Annotated in this window: 23 protein-coding genes; 8 read left to right on the forward strand and 15 right to left on the reverse strand. The window is 57.2% G+C overall.

Features of this window, described 5'->3' with window-relative positions:
- Positions 1 to 144: 144 nt before the first annotated feature.
- Positions 145 to 1,014 carry a DUF6279 family lipoprotein gene (locus B2590_RS15185; protein WP_286811770.1) on the forward strand — a complete coding sequence of 290 codons (870 nt, stop codon included), beginning with the start codon at positions 145 to 147 and terminating at the stop codon, positions 1,012 to 1,014.
- 16 nt (positions 1,015 to 1,030) lie between these two features.
- Here the strand turns inward: B2590_RS15185 and B2590_RS15190 are convergent, their stop codons facing one another.
- The 5 genes from B2590_RS15190 to B2590_RS15210 all read right to left on the reverse strand — a co-directional run bounded on the left by B2590_RS15190 (position 1,031) and on the right by B2590_RS15210 (position 5,850).
- Positions 1,031 to 1,801, reverse strand: a complete 771-nt coding sequence (locus B2590_RS15190; protein ID WP_036204289.1) for an SDR family oxidoreductase — start codon at positions 1,799 to 1,801, stop codon at positions 1,031 to 1,033.
- Positions 1,802 to 1,817: 16 nt separating this feature from the next.
- Positions 1,818 to 2,507, reverse strand: a complete 690-nt coding sequence (locus tag B2590_RS15195) for a histidine phosphatase family protein (protein ID WP_286811769.1) — start codon at positions 2,505 to 2,507, stop codon at positions 1,818 to 1,820.
- Positions 2,507 to 3,571 (reverse strand): phosphotransferase family protein, encoded by a 1,065-nt coding sequence (locus tag B2590_RS15200; protein WP_286811768.1) that lies wholly within the window; start codon positions 3,569 to 3,571, stop codon positions 2,507 to 2,509. Before B2590_RS15200 ends, B2590_RS15195 begins: the two co-directional genes overlap by 1 nt.
- A 41-nt stretch (positions 3,572 to 3,612) precedes the next feature.
- Positions 3,613 to 4,428 (reverse strand): SDR family oxidoreductase, encoded by an 816-nt coding sequence (locus B2590_RS15205; RefSeq protein ID WP_286811767.1) that lies wholly within the window; start codon positions 4,426 to 4,428, stop codon positions 3,613 to 3,615.
- Positions 4,429 to 4,638: 210 nt separating this feature from the next.
- Positions 4,639 to 5,850, reverse strand: a complete 1,212-nt coding sequence (locus B2590_RS15210) for an acyl-CoA dehydrogenase family protein (RefSeq protein WP_286811766.1) — start codon at positions 5,848 to 5,850, stop codon at positions 4,639 to 4,641.
- A gap of 120 nt (positions 5,851 to 5,970) precedes the next feature.
- On the opposite strand from B2590_RS15210, the gene B2590_RS15215 reads away from it, so the two are divergent.
- Positions 5,971 to 6,864, forward strand: a complete 894-nt coding sequence (locus B2590_RS15215) for a LysR family transcriptional regulator (RefSeq protein ID WP_286811765.1) — start codon at positions 5,971 to 5,973, stop codon at positions 6,862 to 6,864.
- Between the two features lie 10 nt (positions 6,865 to 6,874).
- On the opposite strand, the gene B2590_RS15220 is transcribed toward B2590_RS15215, so the two are convergent.
- Positions 6,875 to 7,231 (reverse strand): hypothetical protein, encoded by a 357-nt coding sequence (locus tag B2590_RS15220; RefSeq protein WP_036204277.1) that lies wholly within the window; start codon positions 7,229 to 7,231, stop codon positions 6,875 to 6,877.
- 162 nt (positions 7,232 to 7,393) lie between these two features.
- On the opposite strand from B2590_RS15220, the gene B2590_RS15225 reads away from it, so the two are divergent.
- A complete protein-coding gene (locus B2590_RS15225) occupies positions 7,394 to 8,560 on the forward strand; it encodes an isocitrate/isopropylmalate dehydrogenase family protein (protein WP_036204275.1) in 1,167 nt (388 codons plus the stop codon).
- Here the strand turns inward: B2590_RS15225 and B2590_RS15230 are convergent.
- The 3 genes from B2590_RS15230 to B2590_RS15240 all read right to left on the reverse strand — a co-directional run bounded on the left by B2590_RS15230 (position 8,547) and on the right by B2590_RS15240 (position 10,656).
- Positions 8,547 to 9,116: a DUF1439 domain-containing protein gene (locus B2590_RS15230; protein WP_036204273.1), complete on the reverse strand. Its 570-nt coding sequence runs from the start codon at positions 9,114 to 9,116 to the stop codon at positions 8,547 to 8,549. The two genes, B2590_RS15225 and B2590_RS15230, sit on opposite strands and share 14 nt — an antisense overlap.
- A gap of 116 nt (positions 9,117 to 9,232) precedes the next feature.
- Complete coding sequence (locus B2590_RS15235) at positions 9,233 to 9,424, reverse strand: CPXCG motif-containing cysteine-rich protein (protein WP_007152033.1); 192 nt, start codon at positions 9,422 to 9,424, stop codon at positions 9,233 to 9,235.
- A 5-nt stretch (positions 9,425 to 9,429) separates the two neighbouring features.
- The gene (locus tag B2590_RS15240) at positions 9,430 to 10,656 is read right to left on the reverse strand and encodes a pyridoxal phosphate-dependent aminotransferase (RefSeq protein ID WP_286811764.1); all 1,227 of its coding nucleotides are present in this window, start codon (positions 10,654 to 10,656) and stop codon (positions 9,430 to 9,432) included.
- Positions 10,657 to 10,915: 259 nt separating this feature from the next.
- Between B2590_RS15240 and B2590_RS15245 the strand changes: the two genes are divergently transcribed.
- Positions 10,916 to 11,899 carry a D-2-hydroxyacid dehydrogenase gene (locus B2590_RS15245; protein WP_085681465.1) on the forward strand — a complete coding sequence of 328 codons (984 nt, stop codon included), beginning with the start codon at positions 10,916 to 10,918 and terminating at the stop codon, positions 11,897 to 11,899.
- A gap of 83 nt (positions 11,900 to 11,982) precedes the next feature.
- Here B2590_RS15245 and B2590_RS15250 read toward each other — a convergent pair whose 3' ends face one another.
- The 4 genes from B2590_RS15250 to B2590_RS15265 all read right to left on the reverse strand — a co-directional run bounded on the left by B2590_RS15250 (position 11,983) and on the right by B2590_RS15265 (position 18,017).
- Positions 11,983 to 12,648, reverse strand: coding sequence for a LuxR C-terminal-related transcriptional regulator (locus B2590_RS15250; RefSeq protein WP_007152036.1), 666 nt, complete (start codon positions 12,646 to 12,648; stop codon positions 11,983 to 11,985).
- Between the two features lie 44 nt (positions 12,649 to 12,692).
- The gene (gene acs / locus B2590_RS15255; RefSeq protein ID WP_286811763.1) at positions 12,693 to 14,639 is read right to left on the reverse strand and encodes an acetate--CoA ligase; all 1,947 of its coding nucleotides are present in this window, start codon (positions 14,637 to 14,639) and stop codon (positions 12,693 to 12,695) included.
- 300 nt (positions 14,640 to 14,939) lie between these two features.
- The gene (locus B2590_RS15260) at positions 14,940 to 16,478 is read right to left on the reverse strand and encodes a fatty acyl-CoA reductase (RefSeq protein ID WP_036204264.1); all 1,539 of its coding nucleotides are present in this window, start codon (positions 16,476 to 16,478) and stop codon (positions 14,940 to 14,942) included.
- Between the two features lie 225 nt (positions 16,479 to 16,703).
- On the reverse strand, positions 16,704 to 18,017 hold the full coding sequence (locus B2590_RS15265) for an AAA family ATPase (RefSeq protein ID WP_085681467.1): 1,314 nt from the start codon (positions 18,015 to 18,017) through the stop codon (positions 16,704 to 16,706).
- Positions 18,018 to 18,336: 319 nt separating this feature from the next.
- Here B2590_RS15265 and B2590_RS15270 point away from each other — a divergent pair, with 319 nt between their 5' ends.
- The 4 genes from B2590_RS15270 to B2590_RS15285 all read left to right on the forward strand — a co-directional run bounded on the left by B2590_RS15270 (position 18,337) and on the right by B2590_RS15285 (position 24,461).
- Positions 18,337 to 20,313, forward strand: coding sequence for an HDOD domain-containing protein (locus B2590_RS15270; protein WP_278366803.1), 1,977 nt, complete (start codon positions 18,337 to 18,339; stop codon positions 20,311 to 20,313).
- A 23-nt stretch (positions 20,314 to 20,336) separates the two neighbouring features.
- Positions 20,337 to 22,511 (forward strand): EAL domain-containing response regulator, encoded by a 2,175-nt coding sequence (locus tag B2590_RS15275; RefSeq protein ID WP_286811771.1) that lies wholly within the window; start codon positions 20,337 to 20,339, stop codon positions 22,509 to 22,511.
- A gap of 239 nt (positions 22,512 to 22,750) precedes the next feature.
- Positions 22,751 to 23,404: a class I SAM-dependent methyltransferase gene (locus B2590_RS15280; RefSeq protein ID WP_007152042.1), complete on the forward strand. Its 654-nt coding sequence runs from the start codon at positions 22,751 to 22,753 to the stop codon at positions 23,402 to 23,404.
- A gap of 49 nt (positions 23,405 to 23,453) precedes the next feature.
- Positions 23,454 to 24,461, forward strand: a complete 1,008-nt coding sequence (locus B2590_RS15285) for a DUF2156 domain-containing protein (protein ID WP_199448178.1) — start codon at positions 23,454 to 23,456, stop codon at positions 24,459 to 24,461.
- Here B2590_RS15285 and murI read toward each other — a convergent pair.
- Together murI and nudC are read right to left on the reverse strand one after the other, a co-directional pair.
- Positions 24,439 to 25,290 carry a glutamate racemase gene (gene murI / locus B2590_RS15290; RefSeq protein ID WP_199448179.1) on the reverse strand — a complete coding sequence of 284 codons (852 nt, stop codon included), beginning with the start codon at positions 25,288 to 25,290 and terminating at the stop codon, positions 24,439 to 24,441. The two genes, B2590_RS15285 and murI, sit on opposite strands and share 23 nt — an antisense overlap.
- Positions 25,287 to 26,108: an NAD(+) diphosphatase gene (gene nudC, locus B2590_RS15295; RefSeq protein ID WP_199448180.1), complete on the reverse strand. Its 822-nt coding sequence runs from the start codon at positions 26,106 to 26,108 to the stop codon at positions 25,287 to 25,289. The genes murI and nudC overlap by 4 nt, the downstream gene beginning before the upstream one ends.
- Positions 26,109 to 26,130 lie beyond the last annotated feature (22 nt).

Consider the following 26,130-nt stretch of genomic DNA (forward strand, 5'->3'; position numbering starts at 1 on the left):
CGATGAACCATAAAAAAGCCCCGGTTCAACCGGGGCAAGTTTTTTCAAAAGATGCAAAGAATCAACTCTTCAACCTGACTCTGAGGTGTTATACGTCACTCATCGTTTTTGGATCAGGTTACCCGCTTTTCCCGAGGACCGGTCATGATTCGGATTGTTTCCATTGCGTTGCTGGGCCTGGCACTCCTGGCCGGCTGCAGCTCCACCAAGATGGCGTATCGCTATGCGGACTGGGGCATCGTCTGGTGGGTGGACGACTACATACCCATGACCGCCGAACAGGAATCCCGGCTTGAGCAGGACATCCGTGGCCTCCGCCAATGGCATTGCGCCACTGAATTGCCACGCTATTCCGAGTGGCTTGCCCAGTTAAAAAGCGATGTTCGCTCTGGCAACCTGAGTCAATCCACCGTTACCCACCACCAGGAACAGCTGCTTTCCTTTTTTCCCCCACTCATGGAGCGCGCAAGGCCGGCAGCCACACGCCTGTTATCAAGCCTCAGCGATGAACAGGTTCAACAATTGGCCAGCAATATGGAAGAGAGCCAAAAAGAGCTGGAAGACGAGTTCCTGGCGGACAACCCGGAACAAACCCGGGAAGCCCGGGCCGAGCGCACGATGGAACGGGTTGAACGCTGGCTGGGGTCCCTCAACGAGCGACAGCGTGACACGGTCAACGCCTGGTCGGAAGGCCGGGGCAAGCAGACTGAAATCTGGCTGGAGGGGCGTCGGAATTGGCAACAGGCGTTAATCGATGCCCTGACAACGCGAGACAGCGACGATTTTTCAGATCGAGTTCATTATCTAATGAGCAACTACGAAGAAGTTCGGGGGGAACGATACCAGCGGATGATGTCAAAAAGCCGGGCAGCCATGGCCGGCCTGATGACCGATTTACTGCAGCAGGCCGACCAGCGCCACCTTGACCACTTGCTGGAACAGGCGGCAACCATGCAGGGCGATTTCGATACCCTCGCCTGCACCAGCGAGGGTACCGGAAGCCTTAACGGCTAACGTCAGGACGCCCGGCTCAGATCGTCAGGTAACCGCCGTCCACGTTAATGCAGGTGCCTGTGGTATAGCTGGAAGCACCCGACGCCAGGTAAAGGACCGTGCCGGCCATTTCGTCCGGGTCTGCCACCCGCTTCATGGGGATGTGGGCCATCGCCTGCTTCTTGATGGCTTCGTTGCTGGTCAGCGCACTGGCGAACTTGGTGTCGGTCAGCCCCGGCAGCAGGGCGTTTACCCGAACCTTCTGCTGCCCCAGTTCCATGGCGAAGGACTTTGTCATGGATATCACCGCTGCTTTGGTGACGGAATAAATACCCTGGAAATGGCCAGGGTTGACGCCATTGACCGAGGCCACGTTGATAATGGACCCACCGCCATTCTTCTTCATGATCTGTGCGCCGCGGGCACACATGAAGAAATAGCCGCGAATGTTCACGTCCACCGTCTTGTGGTAGGCGCCCAGATCCGTGTCTTCGATGGGGCCGAAATAGGGGTTGGCTGCGGCGTTGTTCACCAGAACATCCAGCTTGCCGTGTTTCGATTCGATGTGCTGCCAGATGTCTTCAATCTGATCCATTTCGCCAATGTGGCAGGCATAGGCTTCGGCGCTGCCCCCGGCTTCGCGGATGCTACTGGCAACCGCCTCGCAACCGTCAATCTTGCGGCTGCTGACAATCACATGGGCGCCGTAGTTCGCCAGGGTGCGAGCAATGCTCTCGCCGATGCCACGGCTGGCGCCGGTAATCAGGGCCACTTTCCCACTCAGATCAAACAGGTCTTGCTTACTCATTCTTCACCTCAGTTCGTTATCGGAAGGTCACCAGGGAGGGATCTTCGGCTTCCAGGTGACTGTAATTGTTGAACACCGCCAGGCTGCGCCGGGCCCCGGAATGCAGAACCCGGGTAACACTGGTATTGGCAATCACGGAATTCATATCCAGGGCCTTGCGATCACTCAGTTCCAGAAGATGCTGGGCGATCACGGCAATCGGGCCGCCGGATGTGGATACCAGGGTCTCGCCACCATCGGCATACTCAATCAGTTGCTCCAGCGACGTAATCACCCGCTGACGGAACGCTTGCCAACTTTCGGTGTATTCGTGATCGTGTCCGCCACTGACCCAGCGCTGCATGGCTTCCTCGAACACCTGCTGGAACGCCCTTGCCGGCTTGGGGAAGGCTGCCAGATCACGCGCCATGCGTTCGCGGTCTTGCCACTCGGGGCGCAAACGCTCCACCACCTGGGTATGATCAAACTCGTTGAAGCCATCCACCGCCAGCATGTCTGGCAGTGCATCACCGTAACCACTGGCGATCGCCTCTACCGTTTCCCTATGGCGCTCCATGTTGCCGCCGAAGACCGCGTTGGGCGTCACCTTGCCCGCAAGCCACCGGCCGAGGACACGCCCCTGCTCCCAGCCACGAGGAGAAAGCTGGTCATAGTTTTCCTTGCCGAAACTGGCCTGCCCGTGGCGAATCAGATAGATCGTTGCCATTACAGGTCACTCGCCTCGATCAGTCGCTGACAGCGTTTTTCCAGGTAGTTCGCGGCATGGCCAAAGGCGGCGAATCGCTTGTCTTTGGTCTGGCCATGGTAAAAACGGTAATAGATCTGCTGGACGATCACCGCCAGCCGGAACAGGCCATAGATCTCGTAGAAATCGAAGTTGTCGATCTTGCGGCTGGATTTCTCCGCGTAGTAAGCGACCACTTCCTTGCGGGTCAGCATGCCCGGCTGGTGGGTCGGCTGTCGACGCAACATCTGGAACGGGCCCTCGTCGTCGGCCTCAATCCAGTAGGCCAGGCTGTTGCCGAGATCCATCAGCGGGTCGCCGATGGTCGCCATTTCCCAATCAAGAACACCAATCACCTCGAACGGGTTGTCCTGATTGAGCACCACATTGTCGAAGCGGTAGTCGTTGTGAATGACCACCTGGGCAACGTCGTCCGGCATCTTGTCGTTCAGCCAGCCCATCACCGTTTCAAAGTCACCCACGTCATCCGTCTTCGCCTTGCGGAAACGGTCACTCCAGCCACCAATCTGGCGCTGCACATAACCGGCGCCCTTACCCAACTTATCAAGGCCGGTGGCCTTGGCATCGACATTGTGCAGGTCCACCAGTTTGTCGATCACATTCAGGCACAGCTTGCGGGTATCCGCCTCACTGAGCTCAAAGTCCTTGGGGAAATCCTGGCGCAGGATGATGCCTTTCAGGCGCTCCATGATGTAAAAATCGCAGCCCAGAACGTCGTGGTCGTCGCAGATGGCGACAATGTTCGGAACATATGGGAATTCGGGCTTGAGAGCCCGCATCACCTTGGCTTCCCGCAACATGTCGTGGGCAGACTTGGCAATATGGCCAAACGGCGGGCGGCGCAACACGTAAGAACGATCGCCATAGTCCACCTGGTACGTCAGATTGGATGCGCCACCGGGATACTGTTTGATCGCAGGCGCGCCTTCCAGGTCCGGGATGGCCTGCTTCATGAAGCGGTCAACGGCCGCAATATCCAGCTCTTCACCTTCGCGGATATCAACAGCCTGGTCGATCTGGGTCATACGGCTCTCCCTTACTTCCTGATTCTGTGTTAAATAATGACTTAGGCCTTGCCGCCCATTTTCTTCATCCAGCGCTTGCTTTCCTGGTACATCAACCAGTCAAACGCCTTGGGCGCGTGGCGTTTGAGTACCCACATGCGACGCTCTTTGGCGTGTGGCAGCACCCAGAAATCGCCTTTCTCTACCGAACGAACGATGTCATCGGCCACGTTTTCAGCAGTGATGGTGGAGCGTTTCATCAGTTTGTTGACGTTCTGCTGAATGCCCGGAATATCCGACCGCATGCTGCTGGTCAGATTGGTCTGGAAAAACGCCGGGCATACGCAGCTAACGTGTATACCGGAGTCTCGCAGCTCCTGGCTGAGGGTTTCCGAGAGCGCAATCACACCGGCCTTGGACACATTGTAGCTGTCCATCAACGGCGCGAGCATAAGCCCGGCCATGGAGGCAATGTTCACAAACGTGCCAGAACCTTGTTTCTTGAACTGCGGGGTAAACGCCTTGCAGCCCCGAACGACACCCAACACGTTGATGTCCATGATCCATTCCCAATCGGCCATGGTGGTGTCTTCGATGGAGCCCGCGGAGGCGACACCAGCGTTGTTCACCACCACGTCTACCCCACCCCATTTGCCGGTGAGGTCCTCGCAGATCTTCTCAAGGTCGGTCAGTCGGCGCACATCGCACTCAACAAAGTAACCTTCGCCACCCGCATTGTTGATCTCCTGCTCTACGGCAATGCCCTGCTCGGGATTAATATCGCCAATACAGACCTTGGCGCCTTCTTTGGCATACCGCAATGCAATAGCCCGGCCCAGGCCGCTGGCCCCGCCGGTTATAAATACTCGCTGTGTCATCTGTGTTTCACCGTTGTCTTAGTTATCTTAATCCGTGCAAGAGCTGAAACCCCGAAAAGCCAACTCGCAAGGTTTGACTGAGCGGACGGACGGGGTGTTCTGAAACTGTACGGAGCCATGGATGGCGGAGTCCAAGCGTCACATGGATGTGCCGAAGGAGCGTGTTTCAGAACACCCCGTCCGTCCGCTCACACTCCGAAACTAGCGGGCTCACTTCCGGTACTTTGCCAGCTCCAGACGAGCAACCATCGCACGGTGAACCTCATCCGGGCCATCAGCCAGGCGCAAAACCCGAGCATAGGCGAACAGCTGAGTCAGTGGGAAATCATCGTCGCTGACACCAGCACCACCGTGAATCTGAATCGTATCGTCCACAATCTGCTGAAGCATCTTCGGAATCACCGCCTTAATCATGGACACTTCCTGCAAGGCTCCAGAGATACCCTTGGTATCCAATGCCCAGGCGCATTTCAGCGTCAGCAAACGCGCCTGCTCAATCGCCATACGGGCATTGGCAATCACATCCGGATTACCGCCCAGTTTAGCGATCGACCGACCAAACGCCTCACGACTGGTCGCCCTTTTGATCATCAACTCCAGAGTACGCTCCGCCGCCCCAATGGCACGCATGCAGTGGTGAACACGCCCCGGTCCAAGACGGCCCTGGGCAATCTCGAAGCCACGGCCGGGGCCCGCAATAAATGCAGTCTTGGGCAGGCGCACGTTGTCAAAGGACACAACACCGTGACCGTAGGGCTCATCATAGGCGCCAAACACCGGCAGCATTCGCTCAATTTTGACCCCAGGGGTATCCAGCGGCACCAACACCATGGAATGGCGGCGGTGCTTATGGGCATCCGGATCGGTCAGGCCCATGAAGATGGCAACCTTGCAATCCGGGTGGCCAACGCCGGTGCTCCACCATTTGCGACCGTTGAGAACAACCTCGTCGCCATCCACAGTGGCCGTGGCTTCCATGTTGGTGGCGTCTGAAGATGCCACAGCTGGTTCTGTCATGCAGAAAGCGGAGCGTACTTCACCGCTTTGCAGACGGGGCAGCCATTCGGCTTTCTGCTCTTCAGAACCGTAGTGAATCAGCACTTCCATATTGCCGGTATCTGGCGCGTTGCAGTTGAATATCTCCGGGGCGATGAAACTGCGGCCGGTTTCTTCGGCAATCAGGGCGTAGTCGGAGTTGAGAAGCCCACACCCATGTTTTTCATCCGGGAAGAACATGTTCCACAGGCCCTGAGCTTTGGCCTTTGCTTTCAGCTCCTTGATGATGGGCAACACCACCCAGCGGTTTTCCTGCGCCATCAGTTCCTTGTGGTACTGCTCTTCAATCGGGAAAATCTCTTCCTGCATGAAAGTTTTGACACGCTTGAGATAGTCCTGGCCCTTCTCGGAAATACTGAAATCCATTGCCATGTCCTCTTGGTTTGACCGATATGAAGCCAGTCTAGTTTTCTGTCCACTATTACGCGACTGAATAATTCTTATCGTTTATCATAAAAATTACTTATTCGCTAAGTGGAGGCGCCCGTGGCACTCAATCGACTGGATCTGAACCTGTTGCACGTTTTCGACACCATCTACCGGGAAGGTAGCCTCACCCGCGCGGCCCGAGCCCTGCATCTCACTCAGCCAGCAGTCAGCCACTCTCTTTCACGCCTGAGAGAACATTTTGACGATCCGCTGTTCAGCCGTCAGGGCAACCAGATGGTGCCCACTCCCCTGGCCCGTCGTTTCCTGGAGTCCATGCGCCCAGGGCTGACCCAGATACAGAGTGCGGTCAACCAGTTCCACGCCTTCGACCCTGCCAATCAGCGCAAAACCTACTCGCTGGCCTTGCGGGATATCCTCGAGTCGACGTTCCTGCCCAAACTGATGGGCCGGCTGGAAAGCTACCCTGAGTTGGAGATTGTCAGCCAGCGGGTGCCCCGGCGGGATATGGAAACCCAGCTAGCAGCGGGCAAACTGGATTTTGCGGTGGATGTGCTGTTGCCCGTCAGCAATCAGACAGGTCATGAACTATTGCGACACGACAGGCTGGTGGTGCTGGCGAGAAAGGGCCACCCGCTCACCAGCGACGGCCTGACCTTGGACAAGTATCTCGAAGCCAAGCATGTACTGGTTTCGTCCCGCTCGGAAGGACCTGGCATTGAGGATTTCGAGTTATCGCGGTTTGGGGTGCAACGAGACATACGCCTGAGGTGCCAGCATTACTACGCCGCCTGCCGGGTGGCTGAGGGAACCGACCTGTTGCTGACCATGCCGGAAAACTACGCGCGGATCATCGCGGAACGGGCTGACATCGATATTCTGACCACTCCGGTAGACCTGCCCGGTATCGATGTGCATCTGTACTGGCACAAGGCCTATGAGCGGGAGCCAGCGCTTATCTGGTTCCGGGGCCAGTTGGCCAGCGTCGTGTAAGTGCCTTCAGTCAGTATGCCCCCACCAGTTTCAGGAAACCAAGAAATCCGGCGGCGGTAATCCCCAGTGACGCTACAACAATGCCGAAGCCCCACCAGATCGCTGCGCCGTCAGACACTTCAGTGTCATGTCCGCGCAAGGTGCGATAAAACGCCCAGGGGCCAAGAATAAAGGCACCCAACACCGCAAACACCAGCCCCACGCTGACGCCCGCAAATGTCCAGGTGGCCAGCACCGTGGCGCGATCAGACACCTGTTCCTTGACGCCATGGCGAAGCAGGAACTGTTTGCAGAAGAACCAGATCAGGGCGAACAGGATGATGACAAACAACAGTCCGCCAACGACGGTAATCAGGCGATAGAACAAGGTAAATCCTCAGTAAAATTAGTCAACCACAGCACTATAACCAGCAATCCATAACTGGTAAAACAAACGAGGGGTTAAATGGTGTGGAATCCCCATGGCACATGACTACACTGAATCACACAACTGACGCTACGATCACAGCAACAGGAAGGAGTATCCGGAATGGCCCAGAAAACCCGAATTGCGGTGACCCCCGGTGATGGCATCGGTCCTGAAGTGGTTGCCGAGGCGGTACACTGCCTGGAGACCCTGCGCAAACGACACGATTTGCCGATGGAGTGGACACGCTTTCCCTGGCCATCCCATGCCTGGCACGAAGAGAACGGCGAATCCATGCCGGCTGATGCTCTGGACCAATTGAAATCCTATGACGCCATTCTCCTTGGCGCTCTGGGCGACCCCGGCCCGGTCGACGACCCGGACCGTTACCTGCTGCCAGACAGTATCTCCCTGGCCCCCCTGCTGGACATGCGCAAGGGATTTGATCAGTGGGTCTGCGAACGGCCCGCCAGGCTGCTTCCCGGTGCTCGCCAGTATCTGGCGGATGAACGCGCCAAGGACATCGACATGCTGGTGATTCGAGAAAACAGCGAGGGCGAGTACGTTAGCCAGGGCGGGCGGCTCCGTAAGGGCGCACCGGATGAAGTGGCTACCCAGATGGAAGTATTCACCCGCCGGGCGACCGACCGGATTATCCGCTATGGCTTCGAGCAGGCCCGCCTGCGAGCCGCCGCACGCGCCGAAGAAGGCCGCACCCGACACTTCCGTACTCTGGACGGTAAAACCTGCGAAAGCCAGGTGTGCATCGTGACCAAACGCAATGCCCTGCGCTATTGGGGAGACATGTACACCGAAGCCTTCGAAGAAATGGCGAAACAGTACCCCGACGTAGCAACGCACCACGAACTGGTGGATGCGGCCTGCATGAAGTTCGTTCAGGCGCCCTGGGCGTTCGATGTGGTGGTGGCCAGCAACCTGCAGGGTGACATCCTGACCGACCTGGCAGCCGTATTGTCCGGCGGCATGGGCGTGGCGCCCTCCTGCAACCTGAACCCCGACGAAAACGGCATGCCCTCGATGTTCGAACCAACCCATGGCAGCGCACCGGATATTGCCGGCCAGGGCCTGGCTGACCCCACAGCAATGCTGTTCACCACGGCACGCATGCTGGAGTGGCTGGGGCGGAAGGACCCGGCTGTGGCCGCTGCCGGGCGGGAATTGTTTGACGCAGTAGCCGCTGATCTGGCGGAGAACGCCGGCAAATCCAGGGGTACACAGGAAATCGGCGCCGCCGTGCGCGAACGCCTGGAATCACTTACTCGGCCATAACGAATTCAAGCCGCCCGGGCGCAACCCTCACGTCCATGGGCACCATGCCGAACATTCGCTGGGTGAAGTCCGCTTCATCCAGCCGATACACCGGCATGGTTTCCAGCATCTGGGCAACCACCCGCATGACGTTATCCGTAACCGGTTTGAGATCCCCTTTGAAAAACGACGAATCGATGCTGCTTTCCAACAGTTGCAGCCGCCGAATGTAGATCGCTTTCTCCTTACTGTCGTAAACAGGCGCTCCTTCCACTTTCAGGGCAATATCGACTGGCAGCTTTGCCATCAGCGCATTCAGGGCGACCTGTCCTCTCAGGTCAATGACCGCCACGTCACGGCCATCCGGGCCAAGGGTAATGTCCGCATTGCTCAGGCTCAGGCTAAGTGGCGACCCGCTCTGCAGCTGCCGGCGATCAAAGTCACTGACGGTATCCTGAAAGTGGCGCTCCAACGTCGCTTCGGAAATGGAATAGGGTGACAGGCTGGCACAGCCGCCTAGAACAAACATGGATAACAGAATAACGGCCGAAAACAGGCGGGTTGATGCGTTGACCATCGAAAGACTCTCCTTTGCAGTTCCTCCTATCCTGAGCCAAGGTGGCTGCCCGGGCAAGCCGGGCAGGTTAATCATCGTTCAGGAATGAATAGACACCGCCGAAGGTTGGCGGGCGGTTATTCGTTCTCGGCCCGGACGGTCACGGAGGGGGTCAGGTTCTCGTCGAGGACCACGTGGACCAGGATGGGCTGACAGCACACCTGGCAGTCCTCCACGTACTCCTGATCTTCCACCGAAGGGTCGACGCTGAGATCCAGCGTCTCCCAACAGTAGGGGCATTGCACAAGCACTGAGTCCAGAGCCGACATGACGGTCAGAACTGCTGCTTGGCCATCCAGGGGATGATCCGGTCGAAGGCTTCATCCAGTTTCTCGCACGTGGTCGAGAAACTGATCCGAACGGCGTTCGTGCACCCTTCCCCGAAGGCATCTCCCGGCACCAGGCAAACACCCGTTTCCTTGAGCATTCTCAGCGCCAGATCGGAGCCGTCCACGTGGGGCGGCAAATCCGGGAATGCAAAGAAGGCGCCACCGGGTTTGTACCCTGTCAGATACGGTGTCTGGTCGACCAATTCCACCACCTTGTCGCGGCGTTCACGGTAGATGTCCACCATGTTCTTGACGCATTGCTGGTCTCCGGTGAGTGCCGCGACGCCCGCGAACTGGGACGGCGTGTTGGCGACAGAGGTGGTGAACATGTGAAAACGCCGCAGCGACTTGATCGCCGCCTGGCTTGCAATCACCCAACCTACCCGCAACCCGGCCATACTGTAGGTCTTCGAGAAGCTGCTGATGCACATGATGTTGTCCAGGTCCATTGAGCAGTTCAATACACTGGCGAAGTCGTCATCGTCAAAGATGAGGTGATCATAGACCTCGTCGGCGTATACCTGGATTCCCCGGTAGGCGCACTCTTCCAGAATGGTCTCGACGGTAGTGCGGGGGTATACGGCCCCGGTGGGGTTATTGGGGTTGTTCAGGATCAGCGCAAACGTGCGCGGCCCCATGGCCCGGATTACTTCGTCCGGATCCAACTGGTGGTCGTTATCCGCCCGGGTGGGCACAAACTTGACCTCACCACCGTTCATGCGAATCAGCGGTGCGTAAAGCAGGAACGACGGGTCAGTCACGATGAACTGCCGGCCTGGCGCGGACGTCGCAGAGATCGCCAGGTACATCGCCTCGGTCGCCCCGCTGGTGATCAGGATGTTGTCCCGGGTCAGCTTGCGATCGTAGCGTGCGCCGTAGTAATCCCGCAGGGCAACCAATAACTCGGGCAGGCCCGCGTCCATGGTGTACCCCGTCTGCCCGGCATTGAGCGCGTCAATATAAGCGTCAATGACATGCTTGGGGGTTGGCAAATCCGGCTGACCGATGGAAAGATGAATGACATCCTTCATGGTGGCCGCCATATTCACCATGCGACGAATGCCCGGCACCGGAACCGCCTGCATCGCCGGGTTCCAACTGGCCTTGTTCTTCCGGTATTTCACTTTACGCGGTTTGGTCTGGCCGGCTTCTCGATTGGCGGCTTCTGCCATAAACACCTCCTGGACGCGGGGCAAAATAGTAGCTACTCCTGCAGGTTAGTCAGTAAACAGGGGCCGTACAAGACATAAAACAGAAAGATTGGATTACCGGAACGAAACGCCGTAGTACCCGCTATAACAAGGGCTACGACCTTTATCTTATATGGGGTCAGGTTGACCAGTTCAGGCTCAGATACCAGACTGTAGACTCGACATCCGGACTGTCGATTCCCGCGGCCGGACGCGGACAAACTGCATTGGCGGAGGACAGATGACCCAACACAGCAAACCGGTTGTAACCGTTCTGACAGCGCCCGGTGAAAACGAGCCTCCTGGCATGGATGCCCTGCGGGCACGAGCAGAGGTTCGCTTTGCCTCTGACGAGCCCACTCTGCGGGACACCTTGCCGGGCACCGACGTAATGATGGTGACGGACTTTCGTACCGAGGCCCTGGCCGCCGCCTGGCCGTCGGCGGACAAACTGCAGTGGATTCACGCCACCAGTGCCGGCGTGGATGCCTTGATGTTCCCGGACCTTATTGAAGGCGACGTTACCGTAACCAACGCCCGAGGTATCTTCGACCGCACCATTGCCGAGTACGTGCTGTGCACGATTCTGATGTTCGCCAAGGATTTCCCCCGCTCCCTGCGCCTGCAGGCTGAGCACAAATGGCAGCACCGGGACACCGAAAGAGCTGAAGGCAAACAGGTACTGATCGTTGGAGCCGGTTCCATCGGCGGGCAGATTGCCCGGCTATGCAAGGCCGCCGGCCTGAAACCCCACGGCATTGCCCGCAAACCCCGCCACGACGATCCGGATTTTGTCGCGGTTCACGGCAATGACGACCTCACCGAGCAACTGGGCCTGGCGGATTTCGTAGTCATCGCCGCCCCACTGACCCCCCAGACCGAAGGCCTATTCAACGAAAAAGCCTTCAAGGCCATGCGCAAGTCCGCCCGCCTGATCAACATTGGTCGCGGGCCCGTGGTGAAAACCGACGACCTGATTGCCGCCCTGAACAACGGCGACATCGCCGGCGCGGCGCTAGACGTGTTCGAGGAAGAGCCCCTACCGGCGGATCATCCGCTCTGGGATATGGAAAATGTCATCATGACCGCCCACATGTCTGGCGATTTTATCGGCTGGAAACGGGCGCTGACCGACCAGTTCCTGGAGAACCTGGACCGCTGGCATCAGGGTGAGGAGCTGTTCAATCTGGTGGATAAGAAATTGGGGTATGCCAGTAAAAAGTGAGCACGCCCGCTCAAACAAAAAAAAGCGGAAATCCCATTCGCAGGGATTTCCGCTTTTTCAATTCAATAGAACCTCTGGGCCAATCAGCTACCAGACAACGACGTATCCGAAGGATCTATCTCCATTTGCTGGATCGCAATTACCGCCTGGGTCCGGTTGCGAACCCCCAGCTTCCGGAACACCGCCGTGATATGGGCCTTGATGGTAGCCTCTGAGACGTCCAGATCATAAGCGATCTGTTTGTTCAAAAGCCCCTCAGCCAGCATACCCAGCACCCGGAACTGCTGCGGCGTCAGTGACGCCAGTTTTTCGGAGAAGTCCGTCATGTCCGAATGCATCCGCTCGATCTTGTCCGCCACACCCTCCGGCAACCAGACGTCCCCTTCCAGGACTGCCTGAATCGCCTCGGTGATGGTTGGCAGAGGCGCCGACTTCGGAATAAAGCCCGACGCCCCGTAGTCGATCGAACGGCGCATCACCTGCATTTCTTCCGATCCTGACACCACCACCACTGGCAGGCCGGGGTACTGCCCGCGCATGAACACGAGCCCCGAAAAGCCGTGGGCGCCCGGCATGTTCAGATCCAGCAACACCAGATCCGCATCCGGATGCGACTCTACCGCCGCCTGCAGCGCCTTGATGCTGTCCACTTCCACTGTCTTGGCATCAGGTACCGCCTGACTGACCGCCTGTTTCAGAGCTGCCCGAAACAGCGGGTGATCATCGGCGACGATAATAGTTTGTGTCATTCAACAGATTCCTCACAGGGTCACAGCCTGATAGCAAGCAGGCCTTACTTGTTCGCACGACCGCTTATCAGGTCATCCACCACGCCCGGGTCCGCCAGAGTGGAGGTGTCGCCCAGCTGATCGTGCTCATTGGATGCGATTTTACGCAAAATACGACGCATAATCTTGCCAGAACGAGTCTTGGGCAGTCCAGGCGCCCACTGAATTACGTCCGGAGACGCAATCGGCCCGATTTCCTTGCGCACCCACTGGACCAGTTCCTTCTTCAACTCGTCGCTGGGTTCCTCGCCATGAACCAGGGTTACATAGACATAAATACCCTGCCCCTTGATTTCGTGGGGGTAACCAACCACAGCTGCTTCGGCAACCTTGTTGTGGGCTACCAGGGCGCTCTCAACCTCAGCGGTCCCCAGGCGGTGGCCGGACACGTTCAGAACATCGTCCACCCGGCCGGTGATCCAGTAGTAGCCGTCTTCATCACGACGGGCACCGTCGCCAGTAAAGTACATTCCCTTGTAGGTACTGAAGTAGGTTTGCTTGAAGCGCTCATGATCACCGTAGATGGTGCGCATCTGGCCAGGCCAGCTGTCCAGGATCACCAGGTTGCCCTCAGTCTTGCCTTCCAGGATATTGCCGTCATTATCCACCAGTGCCGGCTTGACGCCGAAGAACGGCACAGTCGCGGAACCCGGTTTCAGATCGATGGCGCCCGGCAGCGGCGAAATCAGGATGCCGCCAGTTTCCGTCTGCCACCAGGTGTCCACAATCGGGCACTTGCTGTTACCGATTACGCGATGGTACCACTCCCAGGCTTCCGGGTTGATCGGCTCACCCACCGAACCCAGCAGGCGCAAACTGTCGCGGGTGGTGCCGTTCATGCAGGACTCACCTTCGGCCATCAAGGCACGGATGGCGGTAGGTGCGGTGTACAGGATATTGACCTTGTGCTTGTCCACCACCTGACCCATACGGGAGGTATCCGGGTAGTTGGGTACACCTTCAAACAGGACGGTAACAGCACCATTGGCAAGCGGGCCGTACAGAATGTAGCTGTGACCGGTGACCCAGCCAAAGTCCGCCGTACACCAGTAGACGTCGCCATCGTGGTAATCGAAGACGTATTCGTGGGTCATGGAGGTAAAGACCATGTAGCCACCGGTGGTATGCAATACGCCTTTCGGGGCGCCAGTGGAGCCGGAGGTGTACAGCATGAACAGCGGATCTTCGGCGTTCATGGGTTCTGCAGGGCAATCCGTGGACGCGCCCTTCATCAGCTCCTCGTAACTCTCGTCACGACCGTCTTTCCAGGGCACATCACCGCCGGTACGCTTGACCACGATAACCTTGTCCACATCTGCGCCGGCTTCCTTACTCAACGCAGCGTCGACGTTTTTCTTGAGAGGAATCTTGCGGCCGCCGCGGACACCTTCATCAGCCGTTACCACGAATCGGGATTTACCATTAGCAATCCGGGCACCCAGTGCTTCCGGAGAAAACCCGCCGAAGACAACAGAATGGATAGCGCCGATGCGGGCACAGGCCAGCATGGCAACACCCGTTTCAACAATCATGGGCATGTAGATAGTGACAACATCGCCCTTCTTGACGCCCTGATCTTTCAGAACGTTCGCGAACTTACAGGTTTCTTCGTACAGTTCGCGGTAGGTCACGTTGCGGGAATCGGCCGGGGCGTCGCCCTCGAAAATGATGGCCGTCTGATCACCGCGCTTTTCCAGGTGACGGTCCAGGCAGTTAGCGGCGGCGTTCAGTTGGCCGTCTTCAAACCATTTGATGGATAGGTTGTCGTAGTCGTAGGTGGTATTTTTCACCTTCGAGAAGGGCTTGATCCAGTCCAGTCGCTTGCCGTGTTCAGCCCAGAAGGTCTCCGGGTCATTCACCGACTGTTGGTACATCTTCTCGTACTGATCCCGGTTTAGCAGGGCCCGTTTGGCCACGTCCGGACTTACCGGATAAACCTGTTTATCAGTCATTGTGCTCCCCCTTATTAGTCAGAGTCTGTTGTCATTATCGGTTATTTAATAAAGAGCGTGACGGGCAAAAAAGCCCTGAAGACGGATACCCATAGTTCAACACGCGTGCCAGTGAACAATGAATTAGACTAACGTCCCAATCCGCCAGCACTTTTAGCTAGAATGACGGTCTCACGAGGGGTGACCCTATGTTCTGGAGCCTGCCCTAAAGGATAGACCCGCCAGCGGAAACAACAAGTGAGCTTCCGCCCCCCCGGGAACCGGGGGGACGGGTAGAAAGGACAGCCGACTGACCGGGTGTCAGGCGGCTTTCTTGCGGGTCTGGGCAGCCCGCAGGCTGTACAGTTTCCTCTCCTTGAGAGCGTAACGGTTAAGACCTCCGAGGTGGATCTTGCACAGGTACAGCTGCCAGTCGATCTGGCGTGCATCCACCGGGAACAGGACACGATCCAGTTCACCCATGCGGGAAGCCAGGGCCATCAGCGAATCGTTACGGAAGATGTAATCCGGTGCAGTGTAGAAACCAAAGATGGTGGCGAGTGAACGCGTGGTATCGAGGTTTTTGAGAACCTTTAGCTCACGGTTCTGGCCAGCCAGCCTCAGTGCCTTGCCAGCGATGGACAACGGCACGCGCATCCCGCCAACCACAACATCAAACAGCTTGCGATTGACCGCCACAAACGGTTTCGTGGGCCGTCGATAGAACAACTGGTCATACGCTGCATAGTTGGACTTGGCTTCGGCCATCAGGTAGTCAATGAACGTGCCCAGCGAAATTGGGTTTGAACCGCCACTGCAGCATTGATAGATGCGGCGATGCCCAGGCTCGGAAATGGCTTCAGCCAGGGACAGGATAATGCTGTTGGCCACCAGGTCCACCGGAATCACGTCGATAATACCGCTGCGTTTGCCGGGAAACAGGGAGACCTTCTCACGGGCGTAGGCAAGTATGATCGCATCCGCCACCTTCACACCTTCAATCCATCCCGGCGAGGGTTCTTCCAGTGCACTTTCAATGATGGAAGGGCGAACAATTGTGAGTGAGCGCCCGGAAAGGGCTTTCATCAGGAGTTGCTCACCCAGCCATTTGGTAAACGTGTAGGTGTCGCTCCAGCCGTAGTTGTTGGCCTCGCGAATACCCAGGTCCACGAGCTTTTTCTCAAGCACTTTGCCGGAGTATCGGGCCTTCACGTCGGAGATCTTGTCCTGCAGAAGGTGTACAAGCTCTTCCGTTTCATAGTATCCGTCGGTGCTGCGGGGGATAGACTCTCCCGCCGGCTTGATAACGGACTCCGTGATCTGACCGGAATTTTTTCCGTTGACGTAGCAGGTGGATACCTGGATGACCGCCATAGTGCTGTTGAGCTCCGCCAGAGCGGCAACGTTCTCGAGGCAAAGGGTATTGATCTTCAGCGCCTTATCGAGCTCCTCCCGGAAATTTACGCTGGCTGCGGAATTGATAAACGCATCGACCTGCCCGGCAAGAGCACGGAACCGCTCCTGCGTAAGCCCAAAACGGGGTTCAGTCACTTCGCCGGTGATGCAATGAACGCGTTCCTCAAGAAAGCTTTCGAACGCCTCGTTGTCATCGTGCCTAAGGCGCTCGAACACGGAAGAACTCGCGATCTCATTGAGAAATCGTTCCCGCGCTGCCGGATGCCTTTTGTTACCGCGGATAAGCAGATGGATCCCGCCAATATCCGGCACCGTGCGAATCAGTTTTTCCAGTACCACCTTACCAAGAAACCCGGTGGTGCCGGTGATCAACACGTGTTTACCACGTAGTTGCTCAAGAACACCGGACGCTGACGCTCCATTCTGTTGCTGCTGTGTTGCCATGGCGAGAACTCCTTCTCAAATTCACTGTGTAGCCATCAAATGCAGTGGGTTTTACTGCATTTTGCGGGCCACGATTCCGGGAATAAGGCTGATTTTTGCACAGACCGAATGACAGTGCGGTGACATAGAGCAAAGTTACGCTACAAATTGCATCAATAAAATGACCATAAAATAAGGTGACTAAATGCAAAAAAAAGGAATGGAGAGAAACCGGATAAAAGGCGCTCAGGAACCGTTCTTGTCGGTGTCCGCCAGCGAGCGTAGAAGCTGATCCAGGGAGATATTGGACGGCTGCTCCTTAAGCGCCCGAATCAACCGGCTTTGTTCACCAAAACTGATACGGTCGTAGTACGGCTCCCGCTCTGGCTTATTTACTATTGCTTCCGCCTTACGGGGAACTGCCGCAGGGTCAACTTCTGCAGCGAGATGGCGAAGATGAGTCGCCATATGTTCTCGTTGTTCCTTTTCCAGTTTGTCCCAATTGAGAGAGGCTAAACCGGTCTGGATAATCTCAATGGCATCTGCATCCATTCTGCGCCCTAACAGTGCAAAGAGCCCCTGAAACGCTTCATAACGCAGCAGCGGCTTATCATTGCTGTCAGCCAGTATTTCACCGAGCTCTGCTGTCAGCCGCTTGCATTCCTGGGCCGGGTCTTTTGGTGCTTTTGCCTGGCCACCGCCGGACGCAGGCGCCGTATCCGCTGGGCCGGACGACACCCGGTGCCAATACGCCGCAATCCCCGCCTTTCGCGGCGGCAACTGGCGCAGCCGCACGTTCAGCATGTCAGCCAATGTTCGGAATTGACGGCTGGACGGATCAGAAGCCGGCAACAGTGCCACAGGGCGTTGATTCATCACTGACTGGCGCAAGGTTTCGTCACGCCAGATCGCACCCAGGTAATGCAACTGCAACCCCAGGTGCCGAACTGCAGCAGCATCAAGGCGCTGAAACACGGATCGAGCCTGACTTGCACCCTGGGCCATGTTCACCAACACGCTCGGCGTCCTTCGGTAGCCACGACGAATCAGAAGTTTTATCAGGGAGAAGGCATCGGTCAGCGATGCAGGGTCTGGCGTGACCACGACGCAGGCCAGTTCCGCCGCCGCAATCATGTGCATGCCGGTCTTCTGCAAACCGGAGGCCGTGTCTGTGATCACGTAGTCGTAGTTTTTCTCCAGCCTCGACAACGCCTTGAGAACACGCAGGCTTTCTTCAGCGGCCATATCCACACATTGTTCAACTCCCGAGGCGCCGGGAATGATGTGCAAACCCCACTCCGCTTCCATAATCACGTCGCGGAGAGAGCACTCACCGGCCATTACGTTGGCCAGGGTGCGCTCCGGATACCGGCCCAGCATGATACTGACATTAGCCAGATCCGTGTCACCATCCAGCAACAATACTCTGTAACCCTCTCGCGCAAGGGTCAGGGAAAGGTTCAGTGCCACCGATGTTTTTCCGACGCCACCTTTGCCACCGGTTATGGCCAGTGTTCTGGGTTGCTTCGGAATGTGCCTGGAAGTGCGGGAATCGGTCATGAATGCTTAATAGGCGCTGTCTTGTCCGTCGACTGACACGTGATCCGGGTAAAATTTGAGTACTGCGTCAAAGTGTAACCCGGACGGAGTTCTAACTGTAGACAAAAAGAGACGGGTTGAATGCCCGATCATGGACGGTTTTGCGACATTTAACCTGTAAAAAGTTTACACACATCACAACACGGGTAATACTCTGCTTAAAAAAGGACCAATAACTGTTTAATAAATGCAGGTTATTGACTAAGCTCCATCGGGTTAATGTTTATGAACAAGTCGTCAGATACTAACGAAATATCTGGCGCGTTACACAGGCAGGCCTATGCAGATTGCCCCTGACATACAGCTACCGAGTCTCCCGGAGGTTACCCTTCGGGCGCTTGAGGCCTGCCATCAGGATGAAAACTATCGCCGAATAAGTGACATTGTGTCTGCCGACACCGCTCTGGTCACTCGCGTTCTCGCCCTCGCCAACTCGGCACTGTACGGCCCCACCTCGCAAATACGTTCCATTGACCAGGCCCTGCTCCGGCTGGGAACCCGACGTTTTCACACCCTGGTTCTGACTGCTGCATTGCGCCAGATTCTTTACGAACTCGGGGCAGACCAGTGGCAACAGCTGCGGGACTTCTGGCGCCATTCACTGACCACCGCCCTGACGGCCAGGGCTCTGGCAACACTGACCCGCTACCCCGAACCCGACCAGGCGTTCATGTTGGGTATGTTGCACAACGTAGGCGAGCTGATCGCACTGAAAACACCGCCTGGAGAAACCCAGCAATACTACTTTGACCACCAGTCCGATATTGCTGCCGAACTGGTCAATTCATGGGGGCTGGGCCCCATGGCGGTTGACGCTATGCGCTATCAGCAGGCCATGCCAACGGAAATACAGGATGCCGGGCACCTGGTCAAACTGATCAGTCTGGCAACGCGCCTGGCACTCTCGGACGCGGCGGGCATTGCGGCGGCGGGGACCATTTTTGGGCTCAATGAAGAGCTCACGCGAGAGATCAACCGCAGGATCGACCAGGAAGTGAGCGGCGTGGCCGAGTCACTGGGCATTCCGCTATCGGAAGACTACGACGCCCACCATTCCAACCACAAACTCAAACAGACCATACTGAAACAGGCCATGGCCAGCCAGGCGTTGGAACTGTCGCCGATTCGCGGCAGTGCCCAGGAGAGTCTGGCCGCAACCGTCACCAGCCTGACACTGATCACCGGCCTGCCGGCACTGTATTTTGGCCAGGCCGGAGACGGGCTGACACTGCTATCCGCCAGCAACGGCGATACTCCTGACCTTACAGTTGCCAGCGGGCCGGCCACCAGCGTGTTGACCGAGGCCTACAGCAGCGGCACCGCCCTGTGTCTTGGTGACCGCACAACGACTGTGCTGGACCGCCAGCTGCTTTCTCTCTTGAAAACCCCTTCTCTGGTGGCTATTCCCGTTCGGGGGGAAGATCAATGTGCTGGCGTCTTTGTCGTCGGTACCGACCATGACAGTTCCGGTCAGACAGAAGAAATCGGTCGCCTGTTCAGCGCCAAACTGTCTGACGCCGTCACTGCCACGCTAGCCAATAGTGGTACCCAGGACAGTATGGAGTCGGAACTGGCCCGACAGGCCATTCGTCGCCAGGTCCATGAGGTGAGCAACCCGCTGACCATCATCCGGCAATATATCTATCAGCTACGGAACCGGCTGGATGATGACGAAGTACAGGAAGAGCTGGACGTCATACGTGACGAACTCGATCGCGCGGGGGATCTCCTGTTGCAGATCAGCCGGGGTCCGGGCCATGATGCAGCAAACCCGACCGGCGTCTGCAATCTTAATGACGAACTGAGAATTCTGCGGGACTTGCTGGAAGACAGCCTGTTCAGCGGCGACGACATGGCGCTGGAGCTTGACCTGTGCGCGGACCCCACCGATGTTACCGTGCCCGGTGCGGTCATCCGGCAGGTGGTTATCAACCTGGTCCGTAATGCGGCAGAATGCCTTGTTGACGGTGGCGAAGTGGCTATTCACACACAGGCACCAGTCTGGCAGAGCGGAAAAACCTGGGTGGAACTGGAAGTGGCGGACACCGGTAATGGAATTCCCGACGAGGTCCGAAAACACTTGTTTTCACCGGTTCAATCCACCAAGGGCAAGGGCCATAGCGGCCTGGGTCTGAGCGTGGTCAAACAGTTGATTGATGACATGGAGGGCATCATTAGTTGCCGCACGGGGCGCGGAGGGACAGCATTCCGAATTCTGTTTCCCGCGGCGGCAAATAAAAAAAACGATGAAAAATGACGAAGAAACGACGGGCTACTGACATGAAACCTGCGAGCACCGAGTGGACTTACGGCGACGACGGAAAGGCGCACATCCTGGTCGTCGACGATGATCCGAGACTGCTTTCCGGCCTTGCTTCACTGCTCAGAAGCAAGGGGTACGAGGTCACCGAAGCGGAAGGTGGGCGTATGGCCTTTCGCATCCTTGAGACCGAATCGTTCGACCTGGCAATGCTGGATCTTCGCATGCCCGATGTGGACGGATTCGGCGTGATGGAGCGCCTGTCGTCGGAACAACCAGAATGTGGCGTGATTGTCGTGAGCGGTGAAAGCTCATTCAGCTCCGTCAGCCGCGCCCTGCGCAGGGGAGCACTGGACTATATCCGCAAACCGTTCGACCCGGAAGAACTGCTGGCAACGGTCGACGGCGTGCTCGGCAAGCGTTCTCTGCTTCGCGCCCACGAGCACATACGAATGCGCCTGGAAAAGTCCGAGGAACTGCATCGCTACATCGTCAACAGCTCACCCGATATCGTTTTCATGCTCGATGGCGACGGGCATTTCTGTTTTGTGAACAGCAAGATTGAGAGCCTGCTTGGCTACCAGCCCGCTGAGCTGTGCGGGCGTCACTTTCGCCACATCCTGGATGACCGGGACATCGCCCGGGGAACCTATGCCCTGAAAGGCCCGAATATCAGCGCCGACAATCCCCGGACACTGGAAGTTCGCCTCAAGACCCGAGGCAGCCGCAAAGCCACCCGACACTTTGAAATTACCGCGTTTCCGATTGACCCGGAAACCTGGCCCCACACCAATCACGACGACGGCAAGTACGATGGCCGCGAGGCACGCTACTACGGCACTGCCCGCGATGTGACCGAGCGTAAGGAAGCGGAAGCCTTTATCAACTTCCAGGCCTACCACGACTTGCTGACCCGACTGCCAAACCGCGCCCTGTTCAAGGACCGGCTCGACCTGGCCATCACCCACGCGCGCCGCAGTGAGCAGAAGCTGGCCGTGATGTTCCTGGACCTTGACCGCTTCAAGGTCATCAACGACACGCTGGGACATGCCATGGGCGATCGTCTGTTGCAGGCTGTCACACAGCGACTGGAACGGTGTCTGCGCAAAGGGGACACCCTGTCACGCTTCGGTGGCGATGAATTCACTCTGCTGTTGCCGTCGATCCACGGTTACGAGGACGCACGACAGATTTCAAAGAAGTTGATCAAGGCCCTGCGCGCGCCTTTCCAACTCGGCGAACACGAAGTTTTCGTGGGTGTGAGCATTGGCATTGCCACCTATCCGGAAGCCGGCGAATCCATGGATCAACTGATCCAGAACGCCGATATTGCCATGTATCACGTCAAAGCACGGGGCAAGGATGGCTATCGTTTCTACTCGGAAAGCATGAGCATTGACACTGCCAACCGCCTGAGCCTGGAAAGGGACCTGCGGATGGCGCTGGAGCGCGATGAGTTGCGGGTGTTCTATCAGCCGCAAGTCTGTTCCTCGAGCAATCGCGTGGTGGGTTTGGAAGCGCTGGTGCGCTGGCAACATCCGGAAAGGGGATTGCTCTACCCACGGGACTTCCTGCCGCTGGCGGAAGAAACCAAACTCATTGCCAAACTCAGTGAATGCGTACTCGACCAGGCCTGCCACGATGTCGGCCAGTGGATTCGAGAAGGACACAGCGACCTGCGACTGGCCGTAAACCTGTCCCCGGTCCAGGTGGAGCACCCAAGGTTTGTAGAGACCCTGATGGCTCAACTCCACGCCCACGGCTTCCCGCCCCAAAACCTGGAAATCGAGATCACTGAAAACGTGATCATGAACGATCTTGAGCAGATCAGTCAGAAACTCCGGGAATTAGCGTCATTGGGCGTCAGAATTGCCATTGATGATTTCGGCACCGGCTACTCCTCCCTGAACTACATTCACCGGCTGCCCATTCACACCCTGAAAGTGGATCAGTCCTTCGTCAAAGCCATTCGCAGAGGCGAAGATGGTGCCTGTATTGTAAACGCCATTGTCGCCATGGCCCATGGACTGAAACTTCAGATCGTGGCGGAGGGTGTGGAAACGGACGAACAGCTCACCTACCTCAAAAGCCTGGGATGCCACCAGGTTCAGGGATTCTTCTACGGCCCGGCACGGCCTGCAGACGTCATCGGCAAAACCCTCGGACATACCCCGGCGCGCGCCGTAGCTTTTTAACCTCCCGCATTATCGACACTCCATTGTCGGACAGTCAGATCTAAAATGTTGATCTGGTTTGCAAAGTGTTGCTGTTCGTTACGTTATGTATCTGGAAATGCGCGGTACTGCACATAATTCCCCCACCGGCTTCTCTAAGCTCAAATCCATCAGGCGCTTCCTTCAATTCACCTGACGGTGAATCAACAATCACAAGAAGAACGGAAGCATCCCCAGGATATGGACAGGCAGAAGTCACCATGCGCGATAAATACAAATACATTGGCCCGGTATACGATTTTCTGAGCAACCTCTACAGCGGCAAGAACATCCACCGCTGCAAGACCGCCATGCTCGATGTGGAAACCGTCAAGCCCGGCGCCCGCATCCTGTTTGCAGGCGTGGGCCATGGCCGTGACGCGATCCGTGCCGCAGAACTGGGCGCGGACGTGACCGTGGTGGACCTCTCCGAGACCATGCTGCGCAAGTTTGCCGAAGCCCAGGAAAAAGAGGCGCCGCACCTGACCATCCGCCGCATTCACAGCGACATCATGAAGGTCGATGAGTTCGAACAGTACGACATGGTGGTCGCCAACTTTTTCCTCAACGTGTTTGACGAAGACATGATGGTGCGGGTGCTGGAGCATCTGATCCGTCTGGGCAAGGCCGACGCCAGGGTGGTTGTGGGTGACTTCTGCTACCCCACCGGCAACATTGTGGCCCGCCTGTTCAAGAAGATGTACTGGTACATGGCCGTCTTCATCTTCTGGCTGTTCGCCAACAATGCCTTCCACAAGATTTACAACTACCCCGAACACATGCAGCGCCTTGGCCTGCACGTTACCGAGAAAAAGCATTTCAAGCTGCTGAACATGAACTGTTACTGGTCGATCCTGGGACGGAAACAGGTGTAGACACGAGGCCTCACGCCGGATTTACAACAATAAACGGGGGAGTTTCACAATGTCAGACCAGATCCTTTCACTCGATGGCGTACGCTCTCTGGACGAAGGTGTATTTACCTTTCCGGAGCGCATCAGTTACCTCAAGAAGTACGGCACCCATTCCCAGTCGTTCTCGACGTTGCAACCCGAAATGCAGTATTTCGATGTGCCCGGCGTTGGCTACCTGGCGTATATGCGCAAATGGGGCGGCACGTTCGTGCTCTCCGATCCTGTCACCGCACCGGAACACTTTGAGGTGATTTTGGAACAGTTTCACCAACGCTTCCCTTCCGCCTGCTACATCCAGGTTTCCAAACCTGTCGTGGACTACCTTTACCGCCGCTTTGGCCTGTTTGGCACCCAGTTTGGCAGCGAATCCCGTATCAACCTGAAAAACTGGTCGCTCAGCGGGAAGAAGAAACAGATCCTGCGCACGGCCCTCAACCAGGCGGAAAAAAACGGCATTACCGTGAAGGAGCGCTTCAGCGATGACCACACCCGCGAAATTTCCGATGCCTGGATTCGCACCCGTAAATGCAAGAGCAAGGAGATCCGTTTCCTGATACGTCCCATGGAGATGGAGTACCGGGAGAACGAACGCCATTTCTACGCGTACCAGGATGGCAAGGCCGTGGGCTTTATCTACTTCGACCCCATCTACCGCAATAACGAGATCATCAGTTACGTGCCTAACATCTCAAGGGCTAACGCGGATTTCCGCCAGGGTATTTTCTACACCCTGATGGCCCATGCCATGGATGTGTTCAAGGCCGAAGGCGTGCCCTATCTGGACCTGGGTTTAATTCCGCTATCCCTGGACCCGGCTACCGAGCATCAGGAAAGCCGACTGCTCAAGCGCATCATGCACGGCCTGTATGAGAAGGGGAACTTCCTCTACAACTTCAAGGGCCTGGAATTTACCAAGTCACGATTCCGTGGCGAGAACTTTAAAACCTACTGTTGCCACCGCCGATCCTTACCGGCACTGGAGTTCCTGGCCATGTTCAAGCTGACCCGATTGCTGTAGCACCGACTGCCGACGAGGACCAGTTACCACGGATGTCGTTGGTGGCCAGGCCAAGCCCATCCAGGAACTCCCCGATACCTCGTGGGATGTCCCCGGAAAACAGAGCGGCATCAACCACATCCCCATCGTTGTTGAGGGCCATAAGACTTTTCACTTCCAGCCCCTGCTGTTCGAATAACCAGGCCGCCCGGCGGGCGATCGCCTCTCCGGAATCCACCCAGTGTTTTACGGTCGGCAACTGGCTCTGCAGCAGATCCTTTATCAGCGGGTAATGAGTGCAGCCCAGAACCACAGTGTCCACGCCCACGTCCCGGAACGGTTGCAATGCCACGGACAAGGCCTGTTCGGGGACTGGCGAACCGGACACCAGATTTTCGATCCATTGCACCAAGTCCGGATGCCCCAGCCGTTCCACCGTGCAATCACTGGCAAACTCGTCAATCAGGTCGGCAAGATAGGGCCGGCGAACAGTGGCGGGGGTGGCCAGCAAACCAATACGACGGTTTTCAGACACCGCCGCCGCAGGCTTTACCGCCGGCACCACGCCGATCACCGGTATCGATGTCATGGCCCGAAGATGCGGCAACACCACCGTGCTCGCGGTGTTGCACGCCACCACAATGACATCACAGGGGAATTCCGACAGCGCCAGCCGGATCAGTGTCTGGCTGCGTTCAATGACCACCGCTTCCGGCTGGGCGCCGTAAGGAAAGCCAGCGTTATCAGCCAGGTACACCAACTTCACCCCCGGCAACTGTTGGTGGATACAAGCAGCAACGCTCAATCCGCCAACGCCTGAATCAAAGACCAGCACTCTCGGCGCAGTCACGACGGTGCCCCCTGCCCCTTAATTTCCCGCACCATGGCCTGGATCAGGCCGCCGGAGATGGTGGTCACCGGCGGCACAGGTGGCATATCGCCCGGCAGAAACCAGTCCGCTTCAGCAATTTCGTCTTCCTGCAGCACCAGCTCGCCACCGGCGTAGTCCGCAAAAAAGCCCAGCATTAACTGATGGGGAAACGGCCATGGCTGAGAGGAGTGGTAGCGAACCCCACTAACCTCAAGGCCGGTTTCCTCTTTCACTTCCCGGGCAACCGCCGCTTCGATGGTTTCACCCGGCTCCACAAAGCCCGCAATCAGGCTGAAATAATGACGCTTCGTCCGCGATGACCGGGCCAGCAACATGCGTTCACCACGGCGAATAACCACAATCACGCAGGGCGCCAGCCTGGGATACCAGGGAATGCCGCAGGGCTTGCACCACTTGGCCCGCTCCAACGGGTGCAGCTCTGTCAATTCGCCACAGCGGCCGCAGAAGCGATGGTCCCGCCACCATTGGTGTACCTGGAACGCGGTACCCAGCATTTCCGCGGGGGCGTCCTCCATCATCAGCAGCGCTTCCCGAAGCGTCACCGGTTCTGTAGACCCGGCCAGTCTGGACGCGTCGGCTTCGGCCACGTAGACAGGCTTGCCGTCCATCTGGCCAACATACACCGGCCCGATATCACCACACGTGTCAGGGGCAACCATCCGCCAGGGCTTCAGCCAGCCAACGTCGGGCTTCAGCACCGCATCACCGTCAATGGCCAACACAAGATCGTCATCGTCGGGCCCTTTCGAAGACCAGCCGGGAGTCCATAACGCCATAATCCGTGTCCAGAAGCTATTA

Origin of the sequence: Marinobacter sp. UBA3604 (assembly GCF_002375325.1) — a bacterium.
Lineage (GTDB): Bacteria > Pseudomonadota > Gammaproteobacteria > Pseudomonadales > Oleiphilaceae > Marinobacter > Marinobacter salarius.

Excerpts from the sequence above, each read along its gene's own strand:
- B2590_RS15185 (WP_286811770.1), top strand. The coding sequence starts at position 145 with ATGATTCGGATTGTTTCCATTGCGTTGCTGGGCCTGGCACTCCTGGCC.
- B2590_RS15190 (WP_036204289.1), bottom strand. The coding sequence starts at position 1,801 with ATGAGTAAGCAAGACCTGTTTGATCTGAGTGGGAAAGTGGCCCTGATT.
- B2590_RS15195 (WP_286811769.1), bottom strand. The coding sequence starts at position 2,507 with ATGGCAACGATCTATCTGATTCGCCACGGGCAGGCCAGTTTCGGCAAG.
- B2590_RS15200 (WP_286811768.1), bottom strand. The coding sequence starts at position 3,571 with ATGACCCAGATCGACCAGGCTGTTGATATCCGCGAAGGTGAAGAGCTG.
- B2590_RS15205 (WP_286811767.1), bottom strand. The coding sequence starts at position 4,428 with ATGACACAGCGAGTATTTATAACCGGCGGGGCCAGCGGCCTGGGCCGG.
- B2590_RS15210 (WP_286811766.1), bottom strand. The coding sequence starts at position 5,850 with ATGGATTTCAGTATTTCCGAGAAGGGCCAGGACTATCTCAAGCGTGTC.
- B2590_RS15225 (WP_036204275.1), top strand. The coding sequence starts at position 7,394 with ATGGCCCAGAAAACCCGAATTGCGGTGACCCCCGGTGATGGCATCGGT.
- B2590_RS15230 (WP_036204273.1), bottom strand. The coding sequence starts at position 9,116 with ATGGTCAACGCATCAACCCGCCTGTTTTCGGCCGTTATTCTGTTATCC.
- B2590_RS15235 (WP_007152033.1), bottom strand. The coding sequence starts at position 9,424 with ATGTCGGCTCTGGACTCAGTGCTTGTGCAATGCCCCTACTGTTGGGAG.
- B2590_RS15240 (WP_286811764.1), bottom strand. The coding sequence starts at position 10,656 with ATGGCAGAAGCCGCCAATCGAGAAGCCGGCCAGACCAAACCGCGTAAA.
- B2590_RS15245 (WP_085681465.1), top strand. The coding sequence starts at position 10,916 with ATGACCCAACACAGCAAACCGGTTGTAACCGTTCTGACAGCGCCCGGT.
- B2590_RS15250 (WP_007152036.1), bottom strand. The coding sequence starts at position 12,648 with ATGACACAAACTATTATCGTCGCCGATGATCACCCGCTGTTTCGGGCA.
- acs (WP_286811763.1), bottom strand. The coding sequence starts at position 14,639 with ATGACTGATAAACAGGTTTATCCGGTAAGTCCGGACGTGGCCAAACGG.
- B2590_RS15260 (WP_036204264.1), bottom strand. The coding sequence starts at position 16,478 with ATGGCAACACAGCAGCAACAGAATGGAGCGTCAGCGTCCGGTGTTCTT.
- B2590_RS15265 (WP_085681467.1), bottom strand. The coding sequence starts at position 18,017 with ATGACCGATTCCCGCACTTCCAGGCACATTCCGAAGCAACCCAGAACA.
- B2590_RS15270 (WP_278366803.1), top strand. The coding sequence starts at position 18,337 with ATGCAGATTGCCCCTGACATACAGCTACCGAGTCTCCCGGAGGTTACC.
- B2590_RS15275 (WP_286811771.1), top strand. The coding sequence starts at position 20,337 with ATGAAACCTGCGAGCACCGAGTGGACTTACGGCGACGACGGAAAGGCG.
- B2590_RS15280 (WP_007152042.1), top strand. The coding sequence starts at position 22,751 with ATGCGCGATAAATACAAATACATTGGCCCGGTATACGATTTTCTGAGC.
- B2590_RS15285 (WP_199448178.1), top strand. The coding sequence starts at position 23,454 with ATGTCAGACCAGATCCTTTCACTCGATGGCGTACGCTCTCTGGACGAA.
- nudC (WP_199448180.1), bottom strand. The coding sequence starts at position 26,108 with ATGGCGTTATGGACTCCCGGCTGGTCTTCGAAAGGGCCCGACGATGAC.